General features: G+C 70.8%; 28 protein-coding genes. 24 read left to right on the top strand and 4 right to left on the bottom strand.

Annotation, left to right across the window (positions count from 1 at the left end; genetic code table 11):
- The first annotated feature begins 51 nt into the window (after positions 1–51).
- The 5 genes from OG689_RS10410 (at position 52) to OG689_RS10430 (ending at position 5,471) form a co-directional block, all read left to right on the top strand.
- Positions 52–1,266, top strand: coding sequence for a cupin domain-containing protein (locus tag OG689_RS10410; RefSeq protein WP_266319596.1), 1,215 nt, complete (start codon positions 52–54; stop codon positions 1,264–1,266).
- Positions 1,263–2,150: a hypothetical protein gene (locus tag OG689_RS10415; RefSeq protein WP_266319598.1), complete on the top strand. Its 888-nt coding sequence runs from the start codon at positions 1,263–1,265 to the stop codon at positions 2,148–2,150. Before OG689_RS10410 ends, OG689_RS10415 begins: the two co-directional genes overlap by 4 nt.
- Positions 2,147–3,367, top strand: coding sequence for a fumarylacetoacetase (fahA, locus tag OG689_RS10420; protein ID WP_266319599.1), 1,221 nt, complete (start codon positions 2,147–2,149; stop codon positions 3,365–3,367). Before OG689_RS10415 ends, fahA begins: the two co-directional genes overlap by 4 nt.
- Before the next feature lie 155 nt (positions 3,368–3,522).
- The gene (locus OG689_RS10425; protein ID WP_266319600.1) at positions 3,523–4,572 is read left to right on the top strand and encodes an enoyl-CoA hydratase/isomerase family protein; all 1,050 of its coding nucleotides are present in this window, start codon (positions 3,523–3,525) and stop codon (positions 4,570–4,572) included.
- 107 nt (positions 4,573–4,679) lie between these two features.
- Positions 4,680–5,471, top strand: a complete 792-nt coding sequence (locus OG689_RS10430; RefSeq protein ID WP_229911972.1) for an enoyl-CoA hydratase — start codon at positions 4,680–4,682, stop codon at positions 5,469–5,471.
- 92 nt (positions 5,472–5,563) lie between these two features.
- Here the strand turns inward: OG689_RS10430 and OG689_RS10435 are convergent, their stop codons facing one another.
- The 4 genes from OG689_RS10435 to OG689_RS10450 are packed head-to-tail and all read right to left on the bottom strand — an operon-like array spanning position 5,564 to position 8,527.
- The gene (locus tag OG689_RS10435; protein WP_266319601.1) at positions 5,564–5,974 is read right to left on the bottom strand and encodes a TrkA C-terminal domain-containing protein; all 411 of its coding nucleotides are present in this window, start codon (positions 5,972–5,974) and stop codon (positions 5,564–5,566) included.
- The gene (locus OG689_RS10440) at positions 5,956–7,524 is read right to left on the bottom strand and encodes a recombinase family protein (RefSeq protein ID WP_266319602.1); all 1,569 of its coding nucleotides are present in this window, start codon (positions 7,522–7,524) and stop codon (positions 5,956–5,958) included. The genes OG689_RS10435 and OG689_RS10440 overlap by 19 nt, the downstream gene beginning before the upstream one ends.
- A gap of 19 nt (positions 7,525–7,543) precedes the next feature.
- Positions 7,544–8,077 carry a hypothetical protein gene (locus OG689_RS10445; protein WP_266319603.1) on the bottom strand — a complete coding sequence of 178 codons (534 nt, stop codon included), beginning with the start codon at positions 8,075–8,077 and terminating at the stop codon, positions 7,544–7,546.
- Positions 8,078–8,089: 12 nt separating this feature from the next.
- Positions 8,090–8,527 (bottom strand): helix-turn-helix transcriptional regulator, encoded by a 438-nt coding sequence (locus OG689_RS10450; protein WP_266319604.1) that lies wholly within the window; start codon positions 8,525–8,527, stop codon positions 8,090–8,092.
- 238 nt (positions 8,528–8,765) lie between these two features.
- Between OG689_RS10450 and OG689_RS10455 the strand changes: the two genes are divergently transcribed.
- From OG689_RS10455 to OG689_RS10545, 19 genes are all read left to right on the top strand, one after another.
- Positions 8,766–8,990 (top strand): hypothetical protein, encoded by a 225-nt coding sequence (locus OG689_RS10455; protein WP_266319605.1) that lies wholly within the window; start codon positions 8,766–8,768, stop codon positions 8,988–8,990.
- A complete protein-coding gene (locus OG689_RS10460) occupies positions 8,987–9,199 on the top strand; it encodes a hypothetical protein (protein ID WP_266319606.1) in 213 nt (70 codons plus the stop codon). Before OG689_RS10455 ends, OG689_RS10460 begins: the two co-directional genes overlap by 4 nt.
- A gap of 88 nt (positions 9,200–9,287) precedes the next feature.
- Positions 9,288–9,737, top strand: a complete 450-nt coding sequence (locus OG689_RS10465; RefSeq protein WP_266319608.1) for a hypothetical protein — start codon at positions 9,288–9,290, stop codon at positions 9,735–9,737.
- Complete coding sequence (locus OG689_RS10470; protein WP_266319609.1) at positions 9,734–9,907, top strand: hypothetical protein; 174 nt, start codon at positions 9,734–9,736, stop codon at positions 9,905–9,907. Before OG689_RS10465 ends, OG689_RS10470 begins: the two co-directional genes overlap by 4 nt.
- Before the next feature lies 1 nt (position 9,908).
- On the top strand, positions 9,909–10,829 hold the full coding sequence (locus tag OG689_RS10475) for a hypothetical protein (RefSeq protein ID WP_266319611.1): 921 nt from the start codon (positions 9,909–9,911) through the stop codon (positions 10,827–10,829).
- A gap of 20 nt (positions 10,830–10,849) precedes the next feature.
- Positions 10,850–11,914, top strand: coding sequence for a hypothetical protein (locus OG689_RS10480; RefSeq protein ID WP_266319612.1), 1,065 nt, complete (start codon positions 10,850–10,852; stop codon positions 11,912–11,914).
- Between the two features lie 71 nt (positions 11,915–11,985).
- Positions 11,986–12,735: an exonuclease domain-containing protein gene (locus OG689_RS10485; RefSeq protein ID WP_266319614.1), complete on the top strand. Its 750-nt coding sequence runs from the start codon at positions 11,986–11,988 to the stop codon at positions 12,733–12,735.
- Positions 12,736–12,755: 20 nt separating this feature from the next.
- Positions 12,756–12,986: a helix-turn-helix transcriptional regulator gene (locus tag OG689_RS10490; protein WP_266319616.1), complete on the top strand. Its 231-nt coding sequence runs from the start codon at positions 12,756–12,758 to the stop codon at positions 12,984–12,986.
- On the top strand, positions 12,976–13,506 hold the full coding sequence (locus tag OG689_RS10495) for a hypothetical protein (RefSeq protein ID WP_266319618.1): 531 nt from the start codon (positions 12,976–12,978) through the stop codon (positions 13,504–13,506). The genes OG689_RS10490 and OG689_RS10495 overlap by 11 nt, the downstream gene beginning before the upstream one ends.
- Positions 13,503–13,634 (top strand): hypothetical protein, encoded by a 132-nt coding sequence (locus OG689_RS10500; protein WP_266319620.1) that lies wholly within the window; start codon positions 13,503–13,505, stop codon positions 13,632–13,634. Before OG689_RS10495 ends, OG689_RS10500 begins: the two co-directional genes overlap by 4 nt.
- Positions 13,627–14,235, top strand: coding sequence for a hypothetical protein (locus OG689_RS10505; RefSeq protein WP_266319621.1), 609 nt, complete (start codon positions 13,627–13,629; stop codon positions 14,233–14,235). The genes OG689_RS10500 and OG689_RS10505 overlap by 8 nt, the downstream gene beginning before the upstream one ends.
- Positions 14,232–14,522 (top strand): WhiB family transcriptional regulator, encoded by a 291-nt coding sequence (locus OG689_RS10510; RefSeq protein WP_266319622.1) that lies wholly within the window; start codon positions 14,232–14,234, stop codon positions 14,520–14,522. The genes OG689_RS10505 and OG689_RS10510 overlap by 4 nt, the downstream gene beginning before the upstream one ends.
- 64 nt (positions 14,523–14,586) lie before the next feature.
- Positions 14,587–15,090, top strand: coding sequence for a single-stranded DNA-binding protein (locus tag OG689_RS10515; protein WP_266319624.1), 504 nt, complete (start codon positions 14,587–14,589; stop codon positions 15,088–15,090).
- Positions 15,090–15,569, top strand: a complete 480-nt coding sequence (locus OG689_RS10520) for an HNH endonuclease (RefSeq protein WP_266319625.1) — start codon at positions 15,090–15,092, stop codon at positions 15,567–15,569. Before OG689_RS10515 ends, OG689_RS10520 begins: the two co-directional genes overlap by 1 nt.
- Before the next feature lie 107 nt (positions 15,570–15,676).
- The gene (locus tag OG689_RS10525) at positions 15,677–16,375 is read left to right on the top strand and encodes a VWA domain-containing protein (protein WP_266319627.1); all 699 of its coding nucleotides are present in this window, start codon (positions 15,677–15,679) and stop codon (positions 16,373–16,375) included.
- A gap of 77 nt (positions 16,376–16,452) precedes the next feature.
- The gene (locus OG689_RS10530; RefSeq protein ID WP_266319629.1) at positions 16,453–17,466 is read left to right on the top strand and encodes a hypothetical protein; all 1,014 of its coding nucleotides are present in this window, start codon (positions 16,453–16,455) and stop codon (positions 17,464–17,466) included.
- Positions 17,467–17,468: 2 nt separating this feature from the next.
- A complete protein-coding gene (locus OG689_RS10535) occupies positions 17,469–18,203 on the top strand; it encodes an ATP-binding protein (protein ID WP_266319631.1) in 735 nt (244 codons plus the stop codon).
- Positions 18,200–18,439 (top strand): hypothetical protein, encoded by a 240-nt coding sequence (locus OG689_RS10540; protein WP_266319633.1) that lies wholly within the window; start codon positions 18,200–18,202, stop codon positions 18,437–18,439. Before OG689_RS10535 ends, OG689_RS10540 begins: the two co-directional genes overlap by 4 nt.
- A gap of 220 nt (positions 18,440–18,659) precedes the next feature.
- A complete protein-coding gene (locus OG689_RS10545) occupies positions 18,660–18,854 on the top strand; it encodes a hypothetical protein (RefSeq protein WP_266319635.1) in 195 nt (64 codons plus the stop codon).
- The last annotated feature ends 20 nt before the right edge of the window (positions 18,855–18,874 follow it).

Genomic DNA, 18,874 nt, shown 5'->3' on the forward strand with positions numbered 1-18,874 from the left:
CCCGGCCGGCCGCTCCGACCGGCCACCGATCGGCTCAAGGGAGAGCGGACCATGGCGCACTACCGGCAGCTGGGCAGCATTCCGCCCAAGCGGCACACCCAGCACCGCACCCCCGAGGGCGGGCTGTACTACGAGGAGCTGATGGGCGAGGAGGGCTTCTCCTCGGACTCCTCGCTGCTCTACCACCGGGGCATCCCGTCGGCCGTCGTGAACGCCGTGCCCTGGGAGCTGCCGGACCAGGCCACCGTGCCCAACCACCCGCTGCTCCCCCGTCACCTGAAGCTGCACGAGCTGTTCGCCGGCCAGGAGTGGAAGTCCGCCGACGTGGTCGCCGGGCGGCGCCTGGTGCTGGGCAACGGCGACGTCCGGATCAGCTACGTGGTGGCCGGGGCGCCGAGCGAGCTGTACCGCAACGGGCTCGGCGACGAGTGCGTGTACGTGGAGTCCGGCGCCGCCACCGTGGAGACGGTCTTCGGCTCGCTGGAGGTCGGCCAGGGCGACTACGTGATCATCCCCCGGGCCACCACCCACCGCTGGGTCCCCACCGGGGACGACCCGCTGCGGGCGTACTGCATCGAGGCGAACAGCCACATCACCCCGGTCAAGCGCTACCTCTCCAAGTACGGGCAGCTGCTGGAGCACGCGCCCTACTGCGAGCGGGACCTGCGCGGGCCCGCCGGGCCGCTGCTGGCCGAGAGCGTCGCCGGGGAGGGCGGCGACGTCGACGTGCTGGTCAAGCACCGGGGCCCGAACGGGATCGCGGGCACCCGGTACACCGTGCCGCACCACCCCTTCGACGTGGTCGGCTGGGACGGCTGCCTCTACCCGTACGCCTTCAACATCGCCGACTACGAACCGATCACCGGCCGGATCCACCAGCCGCCGCCGGCCCACCAGGTGTTCGAGGGCAACGGCTTCGTGATCTGCAACTTCGTACCGCGCAAGGTCGACTACCACCCGCTGTCCATCCCGGTGCCGTACTACCACTCCAACGTGGACAGCGACGAGGTGATGTTCTACTGCGGCGGGGACTACGCCGCCCGCAAGGGCTCCGGCATCGCCCAGGGCTCGATCTCGCTGCACCCGGGCGGGCACACCCACGGGCCGCAGCCGGGCGCGTACGAGCGCAGCATCGGCGCCGAGTTCTTCGACGAGCTCGCCGTGATGGTGGACACCTTCCGTCCGCTGGAGCTGGGCGAGGGCGGCCGGGCGAGCGAGGACCCGGGCTACGCCTGGACGTGGTCCGGCCGGGGCCCGGGCCGATGAACCCGCAGTCGCCGGGCGGGGAGGTCCCGCCGCTGTTCCAGGGCCTGTTCGACGACGCGGCGGTCTTCCCCCCGGGGGACCTGCCGCTGGTCCTCGCGGTGCCCGCGCACCGCGCGCACCGCACCGCCTGGTACGCCGCCGCGGTCGGGCCGTTCCTCTGCGGGGCGGCCCGGCTCGGCGAACTGCCGTACCTGACGGAGGTTCCGCTGCGGGTCGGGATCGTGCTGCCGGGGGGCAGCGCGACCCTGCCGGGCGCGCTGAAGACGGTCGCGGGCTTCGAGCCGGGCGGGATCCTGCTCGCCGGCGTGGAACTGGGCGGCGTCGGCCCCACCACCGCGGACGTCCGGGCCGCCGTCGAGGCGCTGGACGCCCACCTGCCGCCCGGCGTGCCCGCCGCCGTCGAACTCCCGCGCGGGGCCGGGCTGGAAGCCTCGCTGGACGTCCTCGCCGGCACGCCCTACCGGGCCAAGTTCCGCACCGGCGGGCTGAGCGCCGGGGCCTTCCCCGACGCGGAGGAGCTGGCGGGCTTCCTGGCGGGCTGCGCCGAACGCGGCGTCCCGTACAAGTGCACGGCCGGGCTCCACCACGCCGTCCGGCACACCGATCCGGCCACCGGCTTCGAGCACCACGGGTTCCTGAACGTCCTGCTGGCCGCGCTCGCCGCCCACCAGGGCGGCCGGCAGGGCGCGACGCAGGCCCTGCGGGAGCGCTCGGGCGGTGTCCTCGCGGGCGCCGCGGCCGCACTGACCGGACCTCAGGTGGAGCTGGCCCGTGCCTCCTTCACCGCCTTCGGCACCTGCAGCATCGCCGAACCGTTGGACGACCTGGCCGGACTCGGCCTGCTGACGCCCCCCGCACCACCGCCGCACCTGGAGGACCGTTGACCACCCCCCGCCCCTGGCTCGCCTCCGCACAGGACTCGCCGTTCGGCGTGCACAACCTCCCGTACGGGGTCTTCAGCACCGGGGCCCGCCCGGGCCGGCGCCGGATCGGCGTACGGATCGGCGACTTCGTGCTGGACGCGGGCGGCGCCGCCCGGGCCGCCGGGGTGCCGTCCGTCCTGCTCGACGCCGACTCGCTGGGCCCGCTGCTGGCCGCCGGGCGCCCCGCCTGGGCGCAGATCCGGGCCGGGCTGACCGCCTGGCTCACCGACGAGACCTACCGGGACGCCCTCTCACCGCTGCTGGTGCCGGTGGCCGACGCCATCATGCACCTGCCGTTCGAGGTCGCCGACTACGTCGACTTCTACGCCTCCGAGCACCACGCCACCAACCTGGGCCGGATCTTCCGCCCCGGCTCCGAGCCGCTCACCCCCAACTGGAAGCACCTGCCGATCGGTTACCACGGGCGGGCCGGCACCGTGGTGGTCTCGGGCACCCCGGTGGTCCGCCCGCACGGGCAGCGCAAGGCACCCACCGACGCCGTGCCGAGCTTCGGGCCGACCAGGCGCCTGGACATCGAGGCGGAGATCGGCTTCGTCGTCGGCACCCCGTCCGAGCTCGGCACGCCCGTACCGCTGGACGGCTTCGCCGAGCACGTGTTCGGCGTCTGCCTGGTCAACGACTGGTCCGCGCGCGACATCCAGGCCTGGGAGTACGTGCCGCTCGGCCCGTTCCTGGGCAAGTCCTTCGCCACCTCGGTCTCGCCCTGGATCGTCCCGCTGGAGGCCCTGGAGCACGCCCGGGTCGCCCCGCCGGAGCGTGACGTCGAGCCGCTGCCCTACCTGGACGACCGGGCCGGCGAGCCCTGGGGGCTGGACATCGCCATGGAGGTCCGGCTCAACGGGCACACCGTCTCGCGGCCGCCGTTCGCCACCATGTACTGGACCGGCGCCCAGCAGCTCGCCCAGATGACCGCCAACGGCGCCTCGCTGCGCACCGGCGACCTCTTCGCCTCCGGTACGGTCAGCGGCCCCGCGCCGGAGACCCGCGGCGCGCTGATCGAGCTGACCTGGAACGGCGAGGACCCGGTCAAGCTGCCCGACGGCAGCGCCCGGACCTTCCTGGAGAACGACGACGAGGTCACCATCACCGCCACCGCGCCGGGGCCGGACGGTGCCCTGATCGGCTTCGGCGAGGTCACCGGCCGCGTCCGGCCCTGACTTGCGCCGGCCGTGCCCCGGCCGCACCGACCCCGCCGGCCGTGCCGGCCCCCGGAGCACCTCCGGCGGGCCGCACGGCCGGCCGGCCGCGCCACCGGGCCGGGTACCGTGTCCGGGAGATCTTGAACCGGCACCGAGCGGACGGGAGCGGCCCGATGACCACCGAGGTACAGCTGCACAGGGACGGCCGGGCCGGCCGGATCGTGCTGGACCGGCCACGGGCCCTCAACTCGCTCACCCACGGCATGCTCACCGCCGTCCGCGAGGCCCTCGACAGCTGGGCCGCCGACGACTCGGTCGCCACCGTCGTACTCACCGGCGCCGGCGAGCGCGGCCTCTGCGCGGGCGCCGACATCCGGGCGATCCACGACGACGCCAAGGCCGGCGGGGCCGGCGCCCGCGCCTTCTTCCGGGACGAGTACCGGCTGAACGCGCTGATCGCCCGCTACCCCAAGCCGTACGTCGCGGTGATGGACGGCATCACCATGGGCGGCGGGGTGGGCCTCTCCGCCCACGCCGGCGTGCGGATCGTCACCGAGCGCTCCACCGTGGCGATGCCCGAGACCCGGATCGGGCTCGTCCCGGACGTCGGCGGCAGCCTGCTGCTGGCCCGCGCCCCCGGCGAACTCGGCACCCACCTGGGCCTCACCGCCGCCTCGATGGACGCCGGCGACGCGCTGCTCTGCGGCTTCGCCGACCACTTCGTGCCCGGCACCCGGCTGGCGGAGTTCACCGCCGCGCTGGCCGGCACCGACCCGGCCGAGGCCCTGCGGGAGTTCGCCGCGCCCGCTCCGGCGGCAGGCCTGGCCGGACAGCGCGACTGGATCGACTCCTGCTACGCGGCCGACACCGTCGAGGAGATCGTGGAGCGGCTGCTCGCCGCCGGCCTCCCGGAGGCCAAGGAGGCCGCCGAGCAGATCCTGGCCAAGTCGCCGACGGCACTGAAGGTCACCCTCGCCGCGCTGCGCCGGGCCCGCGGGCTGGACTCGCTGGAGGCCGCCCTGGACCAGGAGTACCGGGTCTCCTGCGCCGCCCTGGAAGCCTCCGACCTGGTCGAGGGCATCCGGGCCCAGGTGGTCGACAAGGACCGCGACCCGCACTGGTCGCCCGCCACCCTCGCCGAGGTCTCCGCCGCTGACGTGGACCGCTTCTTCGCCCCGCGCGGGACGGACGAACTCGGGCTGGCCCGCACGGCCCGCTGGTGACCACCGTCTCGCATGCCAAGACTGGCGCCCGGCGGGGCCGGTCGTAGATCGTGGGACCGTCAGGGCGTGCCTCGTGCCGCCGGAGCAGGGAATGGGAGTCAATGGCGATGACCGACGACATGTCGACCGAGTACGAGACCATCCTCGTCGAGCGCAAGGGCCGGGTCGGCCTGATCACCCTCAACCGTCCCAAGGCGCTGAACGCGCTCAACAACCAGCTGATGAACGAGGTGGTGACGGCCGCCACCGCCTTCGACCGCGACCCGGGGATCGGCTGTCTGGTCGTCACCGGCTCGGAGAAGGCGTTCGCGGCGGGCGCGGACATCAAGGAGATGCAGGGCAACGGCTTCCCGGACGTCTACCTGGACGACTGGCTGGGGCCGTGGGACCGGCTCGGACAGCTCCGCAAGCCGGTGGTCGCGGCGGTCGCCGGCTTCGCGCTGGGCGGCGGCTGCGAGCTGGCGATGCTGTGCGACATCCTGCTGGCGGCGGACACCGCCAAGTTCGGGCAGCCGGAGATCAAGCTCGGGGTGATCCCCGGGATCGGCGGCTCGCAGCGCCTGACCAGGGCGATCGGCAAGGCCAAGGCGATGGAGCTGTGCCTGACCGGCCGGATGATGGGCGCCGAGGAGGCCGAGCGGGCCGGGCTGGTGTCCCGGATCGTCCCCGCGGCCGAGTTGCTGGCGGAGGCGCTCGCCACCGCGGAGACCGTGGCCGCGATGTCCGCGCCGGCCGCGATCATGATGAAGGAGAGCGTGAACCGGGCCTTCGAGACCACCCTCGCGGAGGGGGTCCGGTTCGAGCGCCGGCTGTTCCACGCGGCGTTCGCCACGGCCGACCAGAAGGAGGGCATGGCGGCCTTCGCCGAGAAGCGCACCCCGGACTTCCGGCACCGCTGAGCCCGGTGCGCCCGCCCGGGAGCCGCGCGGCGGCGACCCGGGCGGGGCCGGGTCCGGGCCCTGCCGGGTCCCGGGTGCCGCCGGGTGCCGGGTCAGTCGGCGCTCGGCACGGGGGTGTTGAGCCGGGCCAGGCCGCTCCGGGTGGCGGCCACCACCACCCGGTCACCCGGCACCAGCCGCCGGGTCCGGTCGGCGTAGTTCCAGAGGTGCTCCCGGGGGCGCCGGGCCAGGCGGACGGCGATCACCCGCACCCCGCCCGGGTCCTCGATGTCGTGCTGGTTCATGCCGACCAGCCCGCCGCCCTCGTCGGCCCGCAGCTCGGCGATCAGCAGGACGTGCCGGAAGACCGACAGGGTGCCGAGCACCTCACGCCCCATCAGCGCGGCGGCGAAGGCCGGGGCGGACAGGTAGGAGACCGAGCGCGAGGCCGCGTTGTCCAGGGTCGCGTAGACGTGGTGGGCGAAGTTGTCGTCGAAGAGTTTCTCTAAGGCATACCGGCCCACACGGGAGCCACCTCGACCGCGTGACCAGGGCGAATCTCCACCCGCGCGATGATGCGCCGCAGCAGCACGTTGATCCGCTCGGGACGCATGGAGTCCCAGTCGTCCAGCAGACTGGGGATCAGCGGCACCACCGTCGCCCGCATCTTGGCGGACTGCAACTCCGTCGGCGCCTCACCCAGAGCCGCCAGACGGGCTGTCGCCGCGGCCTTGTCCCGGCGCAGGTCCCCAAGCGTCGCCAGGTACTCGCGCTCCAGCGAACCGTCCTGATCTTCCGTCTCGCTCATCGCGTATACCCGCATGTGCTTCGACACGGCACGCTCCAGCCGCTCGATTTCGACCTCCGCCTTGGCGCGCTGCTGCTCGACCGTAGGCGCCAGCACGGCGTGTGCAGGCCGCGGGACGGGCAGAGTACGGGCTTCGGCGTCCACCTCGGCGGCGAGGCCCTCGAGCCACTCCCTGACCGCGGCCTCCACGATGGACACGCCGACAGTGACCCCGCTGCACGCCAAGGGCCCCTTGCGGACGCGGGCGGTGCAGACGAACGAGGCATAGCCCTTGCCGTTGCTGGACCGCAGGGCCGCGCCCCCACAGAGGCCGCACCGGGCGAGCGACGTCAGCGGGTAGCGCGCTTTCCGGGCGTGGGGGCCGGCATTCTTGGTGAACGCGCGTCGATCCCTGTACTGCTGCCACAGGTCGTCGCTGATGATCGACGGGTGGGCGTTGGTGGGGTGCTTGTGGAGCCGGTGTGCGGGGCATGACGACCGGTACGGGATGACTTTGCAGTCGGGGTCGTGGGAGCGGAGGTAGCCGGCGGCGAACCCGCTGTCCATGTACAGGCAGATGGTGCGGTCGCTCCAGAGGCCGCCGCTGACGGTGCGGTGGCCGGCCTCGTTGAGGTTGGCCGCGAGCGTCGCGAAGCCGGTGCCGGCGCAGTAGCGCTTGTAAAGGTCGGTGACGGTGTCCATCAGCGCGACGTCCGGTTCGTAGCGTTCCTGCTGGAGGGTGATGGTGCCGTCGGGGGCGTAGACCTTGCGGGGGTGCCAGATGTAGCCGAAGCGCTTGCGGCCGGTGGCGGGGAGTCCCTGGTCGCGTCGCCACCGGTGGGTTTCGCTCCACTGTTCGCCTGCGCGGTCACTCTCGAAGGCGTTCATTTCCATGATCATGCCGCGCTGGAATCGGCCGATGGACGTGCGGGCGTCGATTTCCTCGGTGGCGGAGAGGAGTTCGCCGCCGACCTTCTCGACTCGGGCCAGGTTGGCAGGTACGCCTGTTCGCGATCGCCCGAATCGGGAGTATTTCCAGACGGCGATTACGGACGCTTCGCCCGCTTCGACCCGTTCGATCACAGACATGATCTTGCGCTTGAAGTTCCGGCCGCTCTTGTCGAGATCCTCGACCCAGTCGACGATGCGATGTCCGGTCCGCTTCGCCCAGTCGCTGATCGCCTTCCGCTGCAGCTCCGGCGAGATCATCTCCTCGCGGGCGAGCGACACCCGGATGTAGCCGATCGCGGGGGTCAGCTCGTCGTCGGCCGGTAGCAGTGCAGGCATGGTTCCCCCGGAGATGCTGTCAGGACGGCGAGTAGGCTCCGTGGCCTGCAGTGGATCCTACGGCGGCGACCGGCAAGCGAAGGACCTTCGCCTCGACGTGCGGCCGCAGGGCGTTGTCGAGGACACCGCGGTCGTTGTAGTCGAGGCCGAGGAAGAAGCCCTCCTGCTTGAGGCTGGCCCGCTTGTCCTCGAACTCCGCTTCCAGCTCGGCCCGTTCGGCGGCGAGCCGGATCCGGGTGTCGGCTTCCAGCCAGGCCGCGTGCCGGACCACCCGCTCGGCGTCGGCGTCGACTGCGGCGCGGGCGGCCACGAGCCTCATGCGCTCTTCCTCGACGAGGGTGAGGGCACTCTGCAGGCGCCGCCGCTCCTCTCCGGTGTCTCGGATGGCCTGGTCGATGATGTGCGTGACTACAGCTGCTATGCCGGCGATGACGGCGGTTAGGCTCACGATCGCCAGGACGACGTTGTCCAGGGCGACGGCGAGGCTGATGGCCACGAGTCCGGAGAGCAGTGAAGTTCGAGCCAGACTCCTGGGGGTCGGTTTGATGGTCACGCATGCTCCCCGCTATTGGGCCACGGCGCCCCCGGCCTCGCCTTCAGGGTCGGCTGAGCGCAGGTGACGGCGGTTGCGGATCGCGAGGTCGCGCATGAACGCGGCCCGCGCGACGGGGTCTGTGATCCCGAGTGCATCCGCGGCCTGCGCGGGGGTGTTTGGCTGAGATCGTACGTCCGATCGGTGCCTTTGTGGCAGAGATCCGGCGGAAATGATTCCACTCTCAATCAACATTGTTCCGACGTCAGCTCCCACTGCGTCAGCGATGGGCTCGAACAGCTCTGGGCTCGGGGTTGATTTGGCGTCAAGCCATCGGGCGACTGTGCTGGGCGAGACGTTGACGGCTTGGGCGAGGGCGGTTCGGCCGCCGCCTCGCTGGCGGTCGATCTCAAGCCCGGCTTCTCTCATGGCCTTCTGAAGCCACGCTGCGTACTGGTCGGCGATCGTCATGTGTATGTCACCTCTCTCGGGCGCAGGATAGCTCACCGACTGGCACTGGCGGCAGTAGTTCCATGTTCGGAATCTCCCAGGTCAGACCCACCCGGCCCGCGACACCCACCACACCCTCGGACGACACCCGCCACAAGCATCCAATTCCCACATGTGGAAATGCTTGCGTGTCGCGGATTTGAGGTCTAGCGTTGTTCCCACATTAGGAAGTACATCCTCAGATCGAAAGGAGCGCCCCATGCCCCGCCGTCGACTGAACGTCCAGAACCTCTTCGACGCGGCCGCCGAGGCCGGCGACGAAACCGCCTACAGCATCGCCAAGCGCACCGGCCTAGCTCAGTCCACGATGCACCGCCTCACCAAGGGCAAGTGCCAGCCGTGCGCGGCGACGCAGGATCTGTTCCTCGACACGTACAGCATCCCGTTCGACAAGCTGATGACAGCCGACAGGGCCGCAGCATGACCAGCCGCCGCGAGGCTATCCGGGCCGCAGCCCTGGTCCTCGTCGAGGCGTGCGCGGAACGGGACGCCCTCAGCCCCCGCGAGGCCGCCGAAGCCGCCTGGTACCCCGGCCACCGCCTGGTGACCGTCGACGCCATCGAGGCACTCATCATCCGCCAGCGCGAGGAAGCCATCGCGATGAGCGGAAAGCAGCTTCAGTCCGCCGCCTAGTACTTCGGGTCAGGGCCGCCCTTGGACGGCATTCCGCAGGCGACCCCTGGCCTACCCCGATCAACCCCAACACGAAGGAGGAGTAGGCGTGAACGCCAACTCTACGCCCACCCCGCAGCACAGCCCCGCCCTCGCGCTGGTGCAGCTCACCGGCGAGTGCAACGCCCCCGCGATGAACTGGTCGATCAGCACCACCTCGGCCGGCCTCCACGGTTCCCTCGCCGCCCACGACGCCCGACCGATGGTCCGCCTGTACGTCGACCTTCTGGACGCGACACCGCTCACGCCGCTGCTGTACGTCGACGGCGAGGGCCACCGCCGGGTGACCGAGCTCCTGTCGACGACGTGGCGGGACGTGCCGATCACCCTGTCGTTCTCGTCGGACCTGAGTGCGTACCCGGAGCTGGTGGAGGCGGAGGAGCGGGCGTTGCTGTGCCGGTTCTTGTGCGAGCACGACGACCCGTTCCAGTGGTGCCCGGAGACGTGGCTGCAGTACAGGGCCGAGCTGGACGCGCTGCGGCTGGAGGTCGCGGCGTGATCGCCTCGATCTTGGCCGTGGTGGCGCTGATCGCCTTCCTGCTCCTGGCCTTCACCCGGACCCCGAAGGCGCCTGTGGCGCCGCTGTGCTGGTGCAACCAGCCGTGCCCCGAGGGCTCGCACCTGGCGCCCGCGTTCCCCCGCCAGCGCACCGCCTCCAAGGAGAACTGACGTGACCATCACCTCGACGATCGGGGCGGCCACACCCCCGGCCACCCGGCCCCGCCGCCGGAAGACCACCGCACCGCCCACCGGAACGGACCGCATCCCGCAGCCCTCCGCCGGCTGGTACCGCGACAAGGTCACCGGCACCAAGCTCCGCCGCGTCACCACCATCCTCAACCTCGGCTCCTCCAAGGAAGCCCTCGTCTTCTGGTCGGCGAACTTCACCGCCCAGACCGCGATCGACAACCTGCCGCAGCTCATCTCCAGCTCCCGCACCAGGCAGGACCGTGAGGAGGCGTACGACTGGCTGCGGAAGGCCCACATCCGCCGCAAGGAAGAGCGAGGCGACGTCGGCACCGCCGTGCACAAGCTCATCGAGGCGCAGATCCTCGGCACTCCCGTCCCCGCCGACCTGCGTGACGACCCCGAGATGAAGCCGTACATCGACCACTTCTTCGGGTTCGTCCGCGATTGGCAGATCGACTTCGAAGCGTCCGAGATGGTCGTCGGCAACTTCGAGGAGGGCTACGCCGGAACCCTCGACTACCTGTACCGCAGCCCGATCATCGCGTCCCTGCTCGGCGTTCCTGCGGACACGCTCTTCGAGGGCGACACGAAGACCGGCGGCGAGCTCGACGTGAAGGGCGTGTACTCGGAGGCCGGCCTGCAGATGGCCGCGTACCGCGGTGCGAAGGTCTGCTGGCTGCGGGACGGCACGCAGATCCCCATGCCGAGGGTCCACTCGACGGGCATCGTGCTTCACCTACGCCCAGAGGGCTACCGGGTCGTGCCGGTGGAGTGCGGCGACGAGGTATTCGCGGCATTCCGTGACGTTCAGCGGGTCGCCGCCTGGACGTCCGGCCTCTCCAAGTCCGTCGTCGGCCAGCCCCTGCAGCTCCCGACCGTGACCGAGAAGGTGGCTGCCTGATGGCCGGACGAATCCTCACCATGCAGCGCCAGGCCCGCGAACTTGGCCGGCTCCGCTCCGGCTGGAACGACGGAAAGCGGCCGATCAAGTCCGACACGTGGATCGTCACCTCTCACGCCCCGCACTACCTGGAGGCCGCCGCCGGCCTCTGGGGCGGCAAGGTCGAGAAGTGGCAGCCGCTCGGCAGCGGCGCCCAGCAGTGGCGGGTCATTACCGACGCGAAGTCCATCGACGCGATCCTCCCTCCCGGAGACCCGCTGTCGCAGGCAAACGAGATGTGGTCGAAAGGCGGGTGCGCGCGACGCTGCGACGGCATCACCGAGCAGCTGTCGGACATGCCGTGCCTGTGCCTCGCCCGGTTCGGCGACGGATGGTTCGAGCAGCGCAAAGGGACGGTGTGCGCGCCGACGACACGCCTGAACGTCATGCTGCCGGATCTGCCGGACCTCGGGGTGTGGCGCATGGAGACGCACGGCTACTACGCGGCGAACGAGATCGCCGGGCAGATCGACATGCTGCTGTCCGCGACGGGCGGCAAGGCGCTGGTGCCGGTGGCGTTGCGGATCGAGCCGAGGCAGCGGGTCGCGAACGGTGAGACGAAGAAGTTCCCGGTGATCGTCGTCGAGGTGCGTGGGATGACTGCGCGGCAGGCCTTGGCCGGCCAGGTACCGCAGATGGCGATCGAAGGGGGTGGCGCCGCGGTCCCGGGGCGCACCGCGATCGAGGCCGCTCCCACCGCACCGACCGGACCGTCGAACGACTTCCTGAAGCTGGCGAAGGAAGCCCAGACGGCCGAGGAAGTCGCCAAGCTCCACGACCAGGCGAAGGCCGAGGGCGCCCCCGATCACTACCTCGCGCAGCTGAAGAAGATCGAGGAGTCGAAGGACGAGGTCATCGACCCCGAGATCGTCTACGACGACCCGATGCAGGTCTGGCAGCAGATCCTCACCGCAGCCGGCTCGAAGAGCTGGTCGATGGACCAGACCGAGGACCGCTTCGCCGAGTTCTCCGGCGGCACGATGGCCGGCTCTGCGGACGTGGATGAGCTGAACCGGTTCCTGGACCACATCAAGTCGAACGCGTAGCCCCAACGGGCCGCGCCCGCCCGCTCGGGCGCGGCCCCTCCCCCTCACTTCCCTCCAGAGAGGAGGACCCCATGCACTTCAAGGACACCCGCAAGATCGGCTTCGACACCGAGACGACCGGCCCGGACCCCGAGGACGCCCGCATCGTCACCGCGGCGCTCGTCGTTCGCGGCGGCGGACGGCCCGACCAGGACTACACGTGGCTGATCAACCCCGGCGTGCCGATCCCCGCCGAGGCCACCGAGGTCCACGGCATCACCGACGCCATGGTCCAGGCCGACGGCCAGGACCCGAAGATGGCCCTTGAGGACATCGCCGCCAAGCTGGCCGCCGCTCTGAACTACGGCATGCCGGTTATCGCATTCAACCTCAGCTTCGACTGGACCGTCCTCGACCGGGACCTGCGACGCCACGGCGTCACCACCATGGAGCAGCGGCTCGCCGGCCACACGGAGCTGGCGCTGATCGACCCGCACGTCATCGACAAGCAGGTCGACCGGTACCGCAAGGGCACCGGCATGCGGAAGCTCAAGCCGACCAGCGAGGTCTACGGCATCGAGCTGACGGACTGGCACACCGCCGATGCCGATGCTCTGGCGGCACTGCTGATCGCCGAGGCGCAGTTCGCCCGCTACCCGCAGCTGGAGAACTTCGGTGCGGGCGGCCTGTTCCGTGTGCAGCAGGAGTGGCGGGCGGAGCAGCAGGCGGGTCTTCAGCAGTGGTTCCGTACGAAGGCCTCGGTGGAGCAGGGCGGCGACCCGAACAAGGTCATCGACGGTTCCTGGCCGATGCGCCCTTTCTCGGTGGCGGTGACAGCGTGACCGGCCGGCCCAGCAGCACCTTGCCACGCCTGACTCCCAAGCAGACCGAGGTGCTCGCACTCGTCGCCCGCGGCTACGACACGAAGCGCATCGCAGGCGAGCTCGCAATCACACCCACCACGGTCCGCGGCCACCTGCGGGACACCTTCGTCTGCCTGGGCGCCGACAACGGCGCGCACGCGGTCGCCATCGCCATCGGCCGCAAGGAACTCCCCTCCGACGTCGCCATGGGAGACAGTCATGTTCGGTAACGCCAAGCTCCGCAAGCAGATCGACGCCTTGACCGCCACGGTCAACGAGCAGCGCCGTCACCTGCAAGCCGCCCGCGCCGACTACGCCATCGCCACGCAGGGGCGCGCCGAGTGGGCTCAGCGGGCCGAGCGGATCGGTGACGACCGGGTCGCCGACAATCGGGAGCTGACCCGGGCCAAGCTGGCCAACGCCAGCTTGGTCCTGCAGCTCAGCGTGCAGGCACCGCGCATTGCCCGGGCGGTGAGAGCCTGCGCCCGCTACCGCCAGGAGATTGGCAGCCTTCAGCGCCAGGTTGCCGCGCAGGATCGGCTCATCACCAATGCCGAGCGTCTCGGCGACCGGGCCTTGCAGCCTGCTCTCCCCTCCCCCGAGCTGGAGCGGCTGCGGCGCGAAAACCGGGAGCTGCGCGAGCTGACGTACCGGCAGCAGGACCAGTTGTCCGCGCACCAGGCTGCGTCGATGCTCGCCGACCGCGGTGCTCAGCGTCCGCCGGTCGACCTGGAGCCCGCCGCCGCGTGATCGCCGAAGCCGCCATCCGAACTCTGCTCGACCCGTCCTGGACGTTGCTCGTCATCTATGGACTGAGCGCCCTGGCCGTCGCCCTCATGGTCATCGCCTACACCGCGTGGAGCACCCGCAATGACTGACCTCCTCACCCCGCCCATCCTCCTCACACCCCCGCCGAGCGCGCCCGTCGTCGTCGGCCTCGACACCGCCCTCGGCTCCGCCTCGTCCTCCGGTACCGGCATCGCGTCGTCCGCCGGCTGGTGCGAGTCCGTCGGCTACCGCAACGCCAAGAAGCCGCTCACCGGGCTCCCCCACCCGCAGCGCGCCACCGAGCTGGAGCAGCTCGCCAAGCGCATCCTCCTCGCCGTCAAGTCGCCCACTCTCGTCGTCATGGAACTCCCCGCGCCATCCCGCGCCGGCGGCGGCAGCCACGAGCGGGCGTGGCTGTGGTGGGAGCTGTACCGGCAGCTCACCCGCGCCGACATCCCCGTCGCCCTCATGGCACCCAACCAGAGGGCCCTGTACGCCACCGGCAAGGGCAACGCCGGGAAGACCGCCGTCGTCGAAGGTGTCACCCGACGCTGGCCCGACTGGTCGACCGGCGGGGACGACAACCTGGCGGACGCCGTGGCGCTCATGGCCGCCGGGATGGACTGGCTCGGAGCGCCGTTCGCCAAGGTGCCTGCCGTCAACCGAGCCGCGATCGACAAGGCGCAGTGGCCGACGGTGGTGGCGTCGTGAACGTCAACTGGCTGCAGGCGCGCTGCGCCGAGGTCCCCGACCCGGACATCTTCTACCCGGCCGGCTACACCGCCTCCCACAAGTGGCAGGTCGCCGACGCCAAGGCCATCTGCAACAACTGCCCGATCAAGGCCCAGTGCCTCGAAGACGCACTGGAGGCCGAAGGGGCCGCCGAGATCCCGAGGCGCTTCGGCATCCACGGCGGAATGACCCCCGCCGAGCGACACAAGGTGTACCGCCGCCGCTACCTGGCCGACCTTGAGGCCTACGTCGAGCAGTCGGCCTGACAGCCAGCCACTTCCCAACGCTGGCCTGCTCACCGCAGGCCCCCACCTTGAAGGACCACCTCTGATGGCCGGAGACACCCAGATCACCCTCGTCGGCAACCTCGTCGACGACCCGGAGCTGCGCTTCACCCCGAGCGGCGCCGCCGTCGCCAAGTTCCGCATCGCGTCCACCCCCCGCACCTTCGACCGCCAGACGAACGAGTGGAAGGACGGCGAGAGCCTCTTCCTCACCTGCAACGTCTGGCGGCAGCCGGCGGAGAACGTCGCCGAGACACTGCAGCGCGGCATGCGCGTCATCGTCCAGGGCCGACTGCAGCAGCGCTCCTACGAGACCAAGGAAAGCGAGAAGCGCACCGTCTTCGAGATCGAGGTCGACGAAGTCGGCCCCAGCCTTCGGACGGCCACGGCGAAGGTCACGCGCGCCAACCGCCAGAACAGCCAGCAGGGCGGGCAGCAGCAGTCCCGCCCCCCGGCCAGCGGCGACGCGTGGGGACAGCCCGCCGGCCAGAACCAGCAGCAGAACGGCGGGTGGGGAACACCCCAGGGACAGACCGAGGCGCCGTTCTGATGGCCGCCATAGCCGTCCCTGCGAAGGCAGGCGAGACCTACGTCGACGTTCTCATGGACGAGGAAGACGTCGTGCGGCTCCGCCGACGGAAGCTGTCGATCGGATCCCACGGGTACGCGCAAATGTGGGACGGCCAGGTCATGCTCCTCCACCGCTGGATCATGAACGTCCCCGTCGGCACCAAGTACCGAGTCGTCGTCGACCACATCAACCGCAACGTCCTGGACTGCCGGCGCGAGAACCTGCGACTCGTCACGCCGACGGAGTCGAACCTCAACCGGCGGCTCCGGGAACGCGACCTCCCCCGAGGTGTCCACCACACCTCCAACAAGCGGTTCGTCGCGAAGATCAAGCGACACCGGCAAAGCCGCCACCTCGGAACCTACGACACGCCCGAGGAAGCCGCCGCGGCAGTGGAAGCGGCCAGGTCGCAGTTGGACCACCCCGACTTCAATCCTCTCCCTGCCAGCGCCGCCTAGCAAGCGCCCTCGGAGCCCGAGCAGCCGCCTGACCTCGCAGGGGCCGCTCAACAGTCCCCCTGCCGAGCAGTACACCCACTCCTACCCTCACCCGAAAAGGAACCCTCATGGGACTGTTCAACCGCACCGCGGTGAAGCCCGCCGACGACATCGTCAGCCTCGTCAAGGCCGCTGGCGTCAGCCTGCAGAAGCACGGCCTCCACGCCGAGCGCGCGGCCGTGTACCTCGTCCTCGACCACTCCGGCAGCATGCGGCCCTACTACCGCGACGGCTCCGTGCAGCGCCTCGCCGAGCAGGCCCTCGGCCTCAGCGCCAACCTCGACGACGACGGCAGCGTCCCCCTGGTGTATTTCGGCAGCATGGTCGACGAGGTCGGCGAGGTCCGTATCGGCGACCACCAGGGCGTCATCGACCGCACCCACCGCACGATCCGGTGGGGCAGCACCGACTACGCCGCCGCGATCCGCCACATCTCCGCCGAGTACCGCGCCTCCAAGCAGGTCCGCCAGCTCCCCGCGCTGGTCATCTTCCAGACCGACGGGGAGCCGGACTCCCGACGGGACGCCGAGCAGGCCCTGCGCGACGCCTCCCATTTGCCGATCTTCTGGGCGTTCGTCGGCTTCGGTGGCCGCGTCGAGTTCCTGGAGCTGCTCGACACGCTGTCCGGCCGCGCCGTAGACAACGCCAGTTTCTTCCACGCCGCCCGCCCGGCCACCGTCAGCGACGCCGAACTGTACGACGGCATCACCCGCGAGTACGCCCAGTGGCTCCCCGCCGCCCGAGCCGCCGGCATCCTCGCCAGCTGATTCGGCCCCGCCGGGGCGGGGGTGCCGCCCCGGCACCCCCCTTGTCCACCACCCAATCCTCCCGAACGGAAATCCCCATGGCACGTGGTCACGGCCGCGTCCTCTCCAGCATCTGGGAGGACAACGACTTCCTCGCCCTCGACCGGGAACAGCAGGGCACGTACTTCTTCCTCATCAGCCAACCCAACCTCAACCACGCCGGGCTCCTCCCCCTCACCCTCAAGCGCTGGACCCGCAAAGCCCGCGGCCTCACCGCCGCCGGCTTGGAGAAGACCCTCAACGACCTTGACGCCGCCCGGTTCATCGTCGTCGACGAGGACACCGAGGAACTCCTCATCCGCTCGTTCATCCGCAACGACGGCGTGTGGAAGCAGCCCAAGGTCATGGGAGCCGCCGTGTCCGGCGCCCTCGAAATCTCCTCCCGGCACCTGCGCCGGGCGCTCCTGGAGGAGATGGACCGTATCCCGCTGCACGAGCTGAGCAACGAGCCCGGCGCCCGTCACACCTCGATCCGGCAGGAAGTCGCCGGCCACATCGAGACCCTGCGCAACGCCTTCTGGGAGCCTGCCCCGACCCCACCGGCACGCCCCTTGCGAAGCCTTCAGGACGGGGATGCGGAACCCCATGCCGAGGCCCCTCCGCAAGGGGGTCCGAAAGGCTCTACGCGTGCGCGCGCACAGACGACGCGCACACAGGCGTCGCGCGCGCTATCCCCTGCCCCTGCCCCTACCCCTGTCCCCTACCCCGTTCCGCCTACGGCGGGCGCGGACGCGCCGCACCCCGCCGTCACCGCGCAGACCCTCGTCGGGGAGTGGCTCGACCACGTTCCCCACCGCCCGCCCGGCAACGTCATCGGCCAAGCCTCCAAGCACCTCAAGCAGATGCTCGACGAAGGCGTCGACCCCGACCACATCCGCCGCGGCCTCGCCCTCTGGACCTCCAAGGGCCTCCACCCGTCCGCGCTGCCGTCCGTCGTCAACGAGGCCATGAACGCCAACGTCATCCGCCTCGCAGCCACCGGCACCGGCGGCTACCAAGGCCCCTACCGCTCCCCCAGCAACGCCGACTACACCCAGCAAGGGGGCTTCTGACCATGGCCGAACCCCAAGCCCTCGGCGCCATAGGCCCCAGCGCCCTCGCCCGCATCATGGCTGGCATCCGCGACCGCAACCTCACCCAAGAAGCCGGACCCGTCAACCAGACCCCCGACGAAGACGAACCCGGCCACCCCCGCTACCACCACCGCGCCCGCGCCGCGTTCGCCCTCAGCCGCTGGAACACCGCCGTACCCCACCGGTACGCCAACGCCACCACCACCCACCCGGACATCCAAGCCTGGGCCGACCGCGCCGCCGCCAACATCCACGACGCCGGGTTCCTCGTCATCAACGGCGCCATCGGCACCGGCAAAACCCACCAGGCCTACGGGGCGCTCCGCCGCATCGCCGCAACCGGACCCCACCGCTTCGAAATGATCGCCGTCACCGCCCCCGACATGTACGGACGCCTACGTCCCGGCGGCTCGGACAAAGGCAGCGAACACGAACTCAAGCAGTACGCCCGCATCCAACTGCTGCTCCTCGACGACATCGGCACCGAAAAGCTCTCCGAGTTCACCGAAGAGGCGACCTACCGCATCGTCAACGCCCGCTACAACTCCGGGCTCCCGCTGATCATCACCACCAACCTGCTCGTCCGGGACCCCGCAGGCAGCCGCGCATCCGACCTCGTCGGCCGGCTCGGCGACCGCCTCGCCTCACGCCTCGCCCAGGCCGCCCACGTGGTCACCCTCGACGGCCCCGACCTTCGCCGACAGGACGCCTCGTGAACGTCAACGACACCTGCCCCAACTGCCTGCGCCGCGACGTCGAACCCCGACTCGACGAGGAGGACTACGACGGCAACCCGCACAGCACCTACGCCTGCCCGTCCTGCGGTCACACGTGGAGTGCCCAGCGGATCGCCGAGCCCGAGCCGCCCCGCTACGCCGTGTACGACGACCCCGACGCGTGGGAAGCCGACGACGACTTCACCGACTACGACCGGGCGCGGTGGGGCCAGTGACGCGGAGCAAGGGCAAATCGTGCCCGCCGTCCCTGCGCGAGCTCGTCCGTGGCCGCCAGCCGGCCGTGCTCACCGTCGTCTGCCCTCAGTGCGAGGCCCCGACCGGGCAGCCCTGCGCGGGACCCTCCAGGCGGAAGCTCAGGAACCAGCACGCATCCCGGTTCGAGAAGGTCGGGTTGAAGCCGCAGCTCGTTCCCACCCCCGTCCTCGGGGAGGCGTCGTGACTCGCCCGTCGGCCGAGATTCCCGACGCGGTGGCCGCGATCGTGCAGGCCGTCCTCGACGGCCACCCCGGCAGCGAACCCGGCTGGCGCGGGCACCTGATCGTCGAAGAACTGCGATCGCTGGGCTGGCGAATCGAAGCCCCCGGTGTCGAACCGGTCGTGGCGTCAGGGGCCGAGCGTCAGCGGACATGACAGCACGAAATCCAGGGACG

Origin of the sequence: Kitasatospora sp. NBC_00240, from assembly GCF_026342405.1 — a bacterium.
Classification (GTDB): domain Bacteria; phylum Actinomycetota; class Actinomycetes; order Streptomycetales; family Streptomycetaceae; genus Kitasatospora.

Bases quoted from the DNA above. Each gene is read 5' to 3' on its own strand.
- OG689_RS10425 (WP_266319600.1), top strand. From the start codon at position 3,523: ATGACCACCGAGGTACAGCTGCACAGGGACGGCCGGGCCGGCCGGATC.
- OG689_RS10410 (WP_266319596.1), top strand. From the start codon at position 52: ATGGCGCACTACCGGCAGCTGGGCAGCATTCCGCCCAAGCGGCACACC.
- OG689_RS10440 (WP_266319602.1), bottom strand. From the start codon at position 7,524: ATGCCTGCACTGCTACCGGCCGACGACGAGCTGACCCCCGCGATCGGC.
- OG689_RS10455 (WP_266319605.1), top strand. From the start codon at position 8,766: ATGCCCCGCCGTCGACTGAACGTCCAGAACCTCTTCGACGCGGCCGCC.
- OG689_RS10515 (WP_266319624.1), top strand. From the start codon at position 14,587: ATGGCCGGAGACACCCAGATCACCCTCGTCGGCAACCTCGTCGACGAC.
- OG689_RS10460 (WP_266319606.1), top strand. From the start codon at position 8,987: ATGACCAGCCGCCGCGAGGCTATCCGGGCCGCAGCCCTGGTCCTCGTC.
- OG689_RS10430 (WP_229911972.1), top strand. From the start codon at position 4,680: ATGACCGACGACATGTCGACCGAGTACGAGACCATCCTCGTCGAGCGC.
- OG689_RS10525 (WP_266319627.1), top strand. From the start codon at position 15,677: ATGGGACTGTTCAACCGCACCGCGGTGAAGCCCGCCGACGACATCGTC.
- OG689_RS10485 (WP_266319614.1), top strand. From the start codon at position 11,986: ATGCACTTCAAGGACACCCGCAAGATCGGCTTCGACACCGAGACGACC.
- OG689_RS10495 (WP_266319618.1), top strand. From the start codon at position 12,976: ATGTTCGGTAACGCCAAGCTCCGCAAGCAGATCGACGCCTTGACCGCC.
- OG689_RS10450 (WP_266319604.1), bottom strand. From the start codon at position 8,527: ATGACGATCGCCGACCAGTACGCAGCGTGGCTTCAGAAGGCCATGAGA.
- OG689_RS10535 (WP_266319631.1), top strand. From the start codon at position 17,469: ATGGCCGAACCCCAAGCCCTCGGCGCCATAGGCCCCAGCGCCCTCGCC.
- OG689_RS10480 (WP_266319612.1), top strand. From the start codon at position 10,850: ATGCAGCGCCAGGCCCGCGAACTTGGCCGGCTCCGCTCCGGCTGGAAC.
- OG689_RS10415 (WP_266319598.1), top strand. From the start codon at position 1,263: ATGAACCCGCAGTCGCCGGGCGGGGAGGTCCCGCCGCTGTTCCAGGGC.
- OG689_RS10530 (WP_266319629.1), top strand. From the start codon at position 16,453: ATGGCACGTGGTCACGGCCGCGTCCTCTCCAGCATCTGGGAGGACAAC.
- OG689_RS10505 (WP_266319621.1), top strand. From the start codon at position 13,627: ATGACTGACCTCCTCACCCCGCCCATCCTCCTCACACCCCCGCCGAGC.
- OG689_RS10520 (WP_266319625.1), top strand. From the start codon at position 15,090: ATGGCCGCCATAGCCGTCCCTGCGAAGGCAGGCGAGACCTACGTCGAC.